The 7,272-nt window shown below is 40.4% G+C and carries 5 protein-coding genes; 4 read left to right on the top strand and 1 reads right to left on the bottom strand.

From position 1 onward, the window contains the following. The coding region (locus tag FFR48_RS23575) for a lysophospholipid acyltransferase family protein (RefSeq protein WP_137669047.1) at window positions 1-683 on the bottom strand (683 nt) is incomplete at its 3' end. 328 nt (window positions 684-1,011) lie between these two features. On the opposite strand from FFR48_RS23575, the gene FFR48_RS23580 reads away from it, so the two are divergent. The 4 genes from FFR48_RS23580 (at window position 1,012) to FFR48_RS23595 (ending at window position 7,066) form a co-directional block, all read left to right on the top strand. Next, window positions 1,012-1,899, top strand: a complete 888-nt coding sequence (locus FFR48_RS23580; protein ID WP_137669048.1) for an alpha/beta hydrolase — start codon at window positions 1,012-1,014, stop codon at window positions 1,897-1,899. 74 nt (window positions 1,900-1,973) lie between these two features. Next, window positions 1,974-2,834, top strand: a complete 861-nt coding sequence (locus tag FFR48_RS23585) for a Tab2/Atab2 family RNA-binding protein (protein ID WP_137669049.1) — start codon at window positions 1,974-1,976, stop codon at window positions 2,832-2,834. A gap of 130 nt (window positions 2,835-2,964) precedes the next feature. Beyond that, entirely contained in the window at window positions 2,965-4,278 is a 1,314-nt protein-coding gene (locus FFR48_RS23590; RefSeq protein ID WP_137669050.1) for a TldD/PmbA family protein, read from the top strand. Between the two features lie 166 nt (window positions 4,279-4,444). After that, entirely contained in the window at window positions 4,445-7,066 is a 2,622-nt protein-coding gene (locus FFR48_RS23595) for a chloride channel protein (RefSeq protein WP_201277672.1), read from the top strand. Window positions 7,067-7,272: the final 206 nt, after the last annotated feature.

Here is a 7,272-nt window from a genome sequence, read left to right on the forward strand (position 1 = left end):
GCCCGCAACGCATAAATTACAGTTCCCCGTTTTAGGGGATGCAAACGACCCTCAGCATTTCCCAGTCTCCCTTCGGGAAAAATCATCAACCCATCCCCACGGGCTAAAATTGCCGAAACAATGCGGTCTATGCGGCGGACTGTTTGAATATTTCCACCAGGATTAACGGTATTTTTAATAACTTCTGCCAGTTCCTTTAAATCATCCCTTCCCGCTTCAGCAGCAGCAATAACAGCCTGTTCTTCTCCCCAAATTCTTTGTAAAGGAATAACACCACCTGCAAAACCTAAAATCAGGCGTTTCCACCATTTATTATAGAGAGTACGGGCATCACCAAGAATATAATAATACGATTGAGTCGATATTTCTGCGAGTAAAACTAAAGGGTCAAAATGATGGAGATGATTAGCTGCTAAAATAGCTGATGTATGTGGTATATTTTTGATGTTTTCCACACGGACACGGAAAAAGCAATGAATGAGCGATCGCAACACCCAACGTCTGATATTAGCATTAACTCGCGGTTCTGTATTTTCCTGATCAATAGCAGATAAATGATTGAGAGTAGTATCAATAGTATCTCGAATAGAGCGATCGCTCGCCGCCGCCACACCTTCCCAAACCCGTTTAATAGCGTTCTCAGTCAAAAGCGGTAAATTATCAGATTCGTTATTATTTTCCATCTTTACAATAGACATCTCCAGAAAAGAAATTATGGAACCTATTTATGGGGGCAGGTCGAAGCTTATGGGATATCTAGATGTCTGATTTTTCCGTTAAATTATCGCCCATAAGCTTCGCCCCTACAACTTATGACAAATTAATACATTCTATTTTGGAGAGGTCTAATATACTGTAACAACCCAATCACCAATCACCAATCACCAATCACCAATCACCAATCACCAATCACCAAAATTTCTGTAATCCTCCCACAGTTAGAAGATATTTTCCCTACAATGTACGTTGATAGGCTAAAAAGTTGCTGGGAAATTAGGTAAAAAACTAATCATGACTATTTACCACAGCGTAGGCACATTTAAAGGTGTTGGGGGAATTGATCTGTATTATCAAAACTGGAATCCAGGGGGTAAAATCAGGGGGATATTAGCATTAGTACATGGACTCGGAGGACACAGCGGACTTTACAAAAATATAATTGAAAATTTGTTACCTCAGCAATATGCTGTTTATGGCTTAGATTTGCGTGGTCATGGACAATCACCAGGTCAAAGAGGTTACATTAATACTTGGTCCGAGTTTCGTAATGACGTGCGAACATTCTTAAAAATGATGCAACAGCAACAACCACAAATTCCCATTTTTTTATTTGGACATAGCATGGGGGGAATGATAGTTTTAGAATATGCTTTGCGCCATCCAGAAGAGATATCTGCATTACAGGGAGTGATTGCAGTTGCACCTAGTATTGGAGAAGTGGGAGTATCACCAGTGCTTGTACTGTTGGGAAAAATGCTTTCGCGCTTGTGGCCGCGTTTTTCCTTAAATACTGGACTCGACACCACCGCAGGTTCAAGAGATCCGAAAATTGTAGCTACCTACACTCAAGATACCTTACGCCATACCCGTGCAACAGCCCGGTTTTCCACAGAGTTCTTTACTACATTAGCTTGGATCAATGCCCACGCCCATGAATGGAAAGCACCTTTATTAATTTTACATGGTGGTGCTGACAGAGTAGTTTTTCCAGAGGGGAGTGAAATTTTTTATCAACGAGTAACTTGTGCAGATAAGTTGCGTATTGAATATCCGGGAGCATATCACGATTTACATTGTGATCTTAATTATCGTGAATTTCTAGCTGATTTGAGTAATTGGATGGAACAGCATTTACCAACAGAACTAGGAAAATTAGAACCAGTGATGAGTAATGAGTGATCGTTCATTGCGGCTGTAGATTGGTAGAGTGGAAAGATAACAAAACATCAACTCGCCAGATTTCATCGTATAACATGGGCAGTATTTGGGAACTCGATTTTTACTCTCGTCCGATATTGGACGCAAATCAAAAAAAAGTTTGGGAAGTCTTAGTGTGTGAAAGTCCTACTGATGTACGCACTAAAACAGATTCCTTGTTTCGCTATGCTCAATATTGCCCTAGTACCCAAGTAAATTCAGTTTGGTTGCGGACAGCGTTACAAGAAGCGATCGAAAAAGCGGGAAAAGCACCAATTAAAATCCGCTTTTTCCGTCGGCAAATGAATAATATGATTACAAAAGCCTGTCAAGATATAGGTATTCCTGCCTTACCTAGTCGGAAAGCATTGATTCTCAATCAATGGATACAGCAGCGCATGGAGGAAGTTTATCCCCAAGAACCAGGATATCAAGGCGGTACAAATCCTTCTGTACGCTTAGAAAGACCTTTACCACAGCGTTTACCAGATGCGTTGGAAGGCAAACAATGGGCATTTGTGAGTTTAGAAGCCAGTGATTTTGCAGATATGCCAGAATGGGAAATTGGCTTTGGTGAAGCTTTTCCCCTAGAATTGGCACAATTACCCCCAGAAACTCGCATTCCGGGGATTTTGATTTTTTCACCTAGAGCTTTACCTATCGCTGGGTGGATGTCAGGTTTAGAGTTAGCTTATCTGCGATTTGATACCAGTCAAGGAGACAGATTGATTTTAGAAACCGGTGCAACAGAAAGTTGGATTTTGGCAAATATCAGAACTCCTCAACTGCTCAAAGAAGCACAAGGTTTTGAAGCAGCCAAACAAAAAGCCAATGGAGTGCATTTTATTGGTGTCCAGTCCGATCCCCAAGCTCAATCTTTTGCTGGTTTTTGGCTGTTACAAGAGGTGAATCTGTAGGGACTGGTGACTGGTGACTGGTGACCAGTCCCCAATTACCCAAAAATAATAACTGTTGATGCACGCTGATGGGATAATGGACTGGTCTATCTGGGGTTCAAAATCCAAAATCCACAATTAATCAAGGGAAATGGGTTCTGCAAAATTGTCACAAGATACACTAGCGGAACAGTTGCTAGAACTGGCTTTAAAATCTGGCGCAGAGGCTGCGGAAGTGTATCAGTCCCGATCGCTTTCTCGTCCTGTGTTTTTTGAGGCCAACCGCTTAAAACAACTAGAAACCAGTCAATCTGAAGGTACAGCATTGCGGCTATGGCGAAACGGTCGTCCAGGACTGACTGTGGCTTACGGTTCTGTAGATCCTCAAGGGATGGTAGAACGAGCTTTAGTTCTCAGTCAGTTAAATCACCCTGAACCTGTAGAACTCAGTCGTAATTCTGAAAAATATTACCCTGATTTGGGGGAAGCTGTTCCAGTGGACAAACTGATAGACTGGGGCAAAAATGCGATCGCTATCGTGCGTGAATTCTATCCTGATGTTCTCTGTAATAGTGATTGGGAATGTGATGTAGAAAATACTCGTTTAATCAATAGCAAAGGTTTGGATTGTCACTATACTGATACTACTCTCAGTTGCTATATGTCCGCAGAATGGGTCAGAGGTGATGATTTTCTCAGTGTTGCTGATGGACAAACCCAACGAAGTGAACTTGAACCCGCCAGAGTGGCGAATCAAATTTTACAGCGATTAAATTGGGCAAAAGAAAACGTTTCTACCCCTAGCGGTCGGTTTCCAGTTTTATTTACTTCCAAAGCTGCGGATATGCTTTGGGGAACTGTCCAAGCTGCATTAAATGGTAAGCAAGTCTTGGAAAAAGCTTCTCCTTGGGCAGAAAAAAAGGGTCTACCTGTTGTTGCACCCTCTCTCACCCTTTACCAAAACCCCCAAGCAGGTCCTTACAGTTGTCCTTTTGATGATGAAGGCAATCCTACCAAGTCTTTGATATTTATCGAAAACGGAATTTTACGCAATTTTTATAGCGATCGCACTATTGGCAGACAATTAGGTATTGGTAGCACTGGTAATGGTTTTCGCCCTGGTTTGGGTAGTTATCCCACCCCTGGTTTATTTAACTTTCTCATCCAACCTGGTAAAGCAACGTTACAAGAATTAATTCAAGATATGGATGAAGGTTTAATAGTCGATCAAATGCTAGGAGGAGGAGGAGGAATTTCTGGTGATTTTTCTATCAATATTGATTTGGGATATTTGGTAAAAAAAGGTCAAATAATTGGTAGAGTTAAAGATACAATGGTCGCCGGCAATGTTTACACAGCCCTCAAACAAATAGTTAAACTCGGTGGGGATGCAGATTGGAATGGTTCTTGTTATACTCCATCTTTGATAGTGGAAGGACTTTCTACAACTGGGAAAAATAGTTGATTTCAGGTGACAGGTGACAGGTGACAGGTGACAGTAAGAAGGTAAGAGAGAATAGCTAATAATTTTACCAATCACCAATCACCAATCACCAATCACCAATTATAGAGAATTATGATTTATGGAGGTTATTTTTCAATTTTGAATGTTGAATTTTAAATTTTAAATTATGATTCTCCCGGACATACTAACCCAGCGTTTTCGCAACTTGTGGCAGTCCAAAAAAAGTTTAGCAATATCTTCAATGGGCTATGCCAATATTGAAGCTTGTGTCATAGGAATTATTGCGGCTTTATCAGCAGTATTACTTAAACAAGGTTCAGGTTGGTTGGGAACATGGCGAGTTCACAGTACCCAACTTTTACCAGCTTGGCTAACTTTACCTTTAATTGGGATGAGTTTTGGCTTTTTAGCAGGTTGGTTGGTACAAAGGTTAGCACCAGAGGCCGCTGGTAGTGGTATTCCTCAAGTTAAAGCTAGTCTTGCCAATGTTCCTATTAAGTTATCCTGGCGAGTGGCATTAATTAAGTTACTCAGTGCTATCATTGCCTTGGGTTCGGGGATCACATTAGGAAGACAAGGTCCCACGGTCCAAGTAGGTGCAGGTTTAGCGGCCGGAATGAGTCGCACTTTTCCCACTTCCCCAGAACATCGCCGCCAAATGATCGCCGCAGGTGCGGGTGCTGGTTTATCCGCTGCTTTTAATGCCCCTATTGCTGGGGTATTATTTATTATTGAAGAGTTACTCCAAGATTTATCAGGACTAACTTTAGGAACTGCCATTATTGCCTGTTTTATCGGTGGTGTAATTTCCCGGTTATTAGGTGGTGGAAGTTTGCAACTAAACCTAGAATTAATGGACTATTCTAGCCAATTTTCCCTGCAAGAAATTCCTATATTTTTATTGTTGGGTGTGTTGGCAGGGTTGCTAGGTGCTGTATTTAATCACGGTTTAATATTCAGTATTAAAACTTATCGGAGATTACACATTAGCTTATCTTTAAGAGTGGCTTTAGCTGGCTTGATTTCGGGTTTAATTGTGGCTTTACTCCCGGAATATTATCGTGATAATGCTGGTTTGCGGGAGTATATGATTGCCAGTCAACCGAATCTTTTGTTAGCAATTATCACTTTTATTAGTCAATTTATTTTAACATTAATTGCCTTTGGTTCTGGCGCTCCAGGGGGATTATTTGCACCCAGTTTAATTTTAGGTTCTTGTTTAGGTCATATAGTTGGAGTTTGTGAGTTTCAACTGTGGGGTTTTGGTTCTCCTACTACCTACGCTTTAGCAGGAATGGGGGGCTTTTTTAGCGCCGTTTCTAAAGTTCCGATTACAGCTATTGTGATTATTTTTGAAATGACGACAGATTTCAATCTTGTATTACCTTTGATGATTGTTTCTGTCACTTCTTATTTAGTTGCGGATCAAGTTTTACCTGGTTCACTGTATGAAAAACTTTTACTATTAAATGGGATCAAACTTCAGAAAAATGCTCCAATTGAAGGGGTATTAACTGAATTAACAGCCAAGGATGTAATGCAGCAACGGGTAGAAACTCTAGAGGCAGAAATGTCTATAGAAGAATCAATTCAAGCCTTTTCTCGTTCTCATCATCGGGGTTTTCCAGTGGTAGAAAAAAATCAATTAGTGGGAATTATTACTCAATCAGATATACAAAATATTTACCCCTTCCGGCATACAGTTTTAAGGGAAATCATGACACCAAAACCAATCACAGTTAAGCCGACACAAACTTTGAGTGATGTACTGTATTTACTGGATCGTTATCAAATTAGTCGTTTACCAGTGGTAGAAAAACAAAAATTGATTGGTATTATTACTCGTGCAGATATTATTAGAGCAGAAGCAGATCGTCTGAACTGTAAAAATGGTATGACTGGACCACAACCAGAACCATCTTATGTAGTGTACCAAACGCGATCGCCTAATATTGGTAGAGGTAGATTATTAGTTACACTTGCTAACCCAGATACAGCAGAAACTTTATTACAAATGGCTGCTACCATTGCCCGCGATCGCCATTATGAATTAGAGTGTTTACAAATTATTTTAGTATCCCGTAACAGTTCCCCATCAGAAACAGAAGTCAGAACTACAAGAAGTCGTCGCTTACTCAGACACGCGGAAGCTTTAGCCAAAAAATTGCACATTCCTATTCATACACAAATACGAGTTGCCCATGATGTTGGGCAAGCAATTTTAGAAACAATCAAAGAACGTCATATAGATTTAATGTTCATGGGTTGGAAAGGAAATACTTCTACCCCCGGCCGTATTTTTGGTACTGTTGTTGACACTATAATTCGTCAAGCTACCTGTGATGTAGTTGTTGTGAAGTTAGGCAATTATTCAGAACCTCCCCATTTTAACCGTTGGTTAGTACCAATGGCAGGGGGACCAAATGCACCTATAGCCATTAAATTATTACCAGCTTTAGTCACATTAGGAAATGAGCCAGAAATTCGCCTCACTCAAGTATTTAAACCATCGGAATTAAAACCAAATCTGCAATTTTTAGAAGAATATACTCGTCAGTTAATCCGACACCGCAATTTACATAGTAATGTTTTTGCAACACCTATAGAAGCTGATTCTGTTACCGAAGGGGTAATTAATTTAGTCAAGAAAGAAGATTTTGATGTTGTAGTTTTAGGTGCTTCTCGTGAGGGTTTATTACAACAAGCAATTCACGGTAATATTCCTGAAAATATTGCTTCTGGTGTTGATAGTACAGTAATTTTAGTGAGAGGAGAAATTAATTCATAATAGGTGATTGGTAATTGGTGATTGGTGATTGGTGATTGGTGATTGGTAACTAGAGGAACAAAACCCAACATTTATAAGCTTTTGTTGGGTTGCGCTATCGCTTAACCCAACCTTGTATCTTAGAGGTATGTTAGAGGAAGTGGTAGACCGTCCCAACCTTGGTCAGAAAAGACCGCTTCGTAGCAAGGATCACCACAACAATCTCC

It is taken from the genome of Sphaerospermopsis reniformis (assembly GCF_005402885.1).
Taxonomy (GTDB): domain Bacteria; phylum Cyanobacteriota; class Cyanobacteriia; order Cyanobacteriales; family Nostocaceae; genus Sphaerospermopsis; species Sphaerospermopsis kisseleviana.

Coding starts and splice junctions, on each gene's coding strand:
- FFR48_RS23580 (WP_137669048.1), top strand. CDS start 1,012: ATGACTATTTACCACAGCGTAGGCACATTTAAAGGTGTTGGGGGAATT.
- FFR48_RS23585 (WP_137669049.1), top strand. CDS start 1,974: ATGGGCAGTATTTGGGAACTCGATTTTTACTCTCGTCCGATATTGGAC.
- FFR48_RS23590 (WP_137669050.1), top strand. CDS start 2,965: ATGGGTTCTGCAAAATTGTCACAAGATACACTAGCGGAACAGTTGCTA.
- FFR48_RS23595 (WP_201277672.1), top strand. CDS start 4,445: ATGATTCTCCCGGACATACTAACCCAGCGTTTTCGCAACTTGTGGCAG.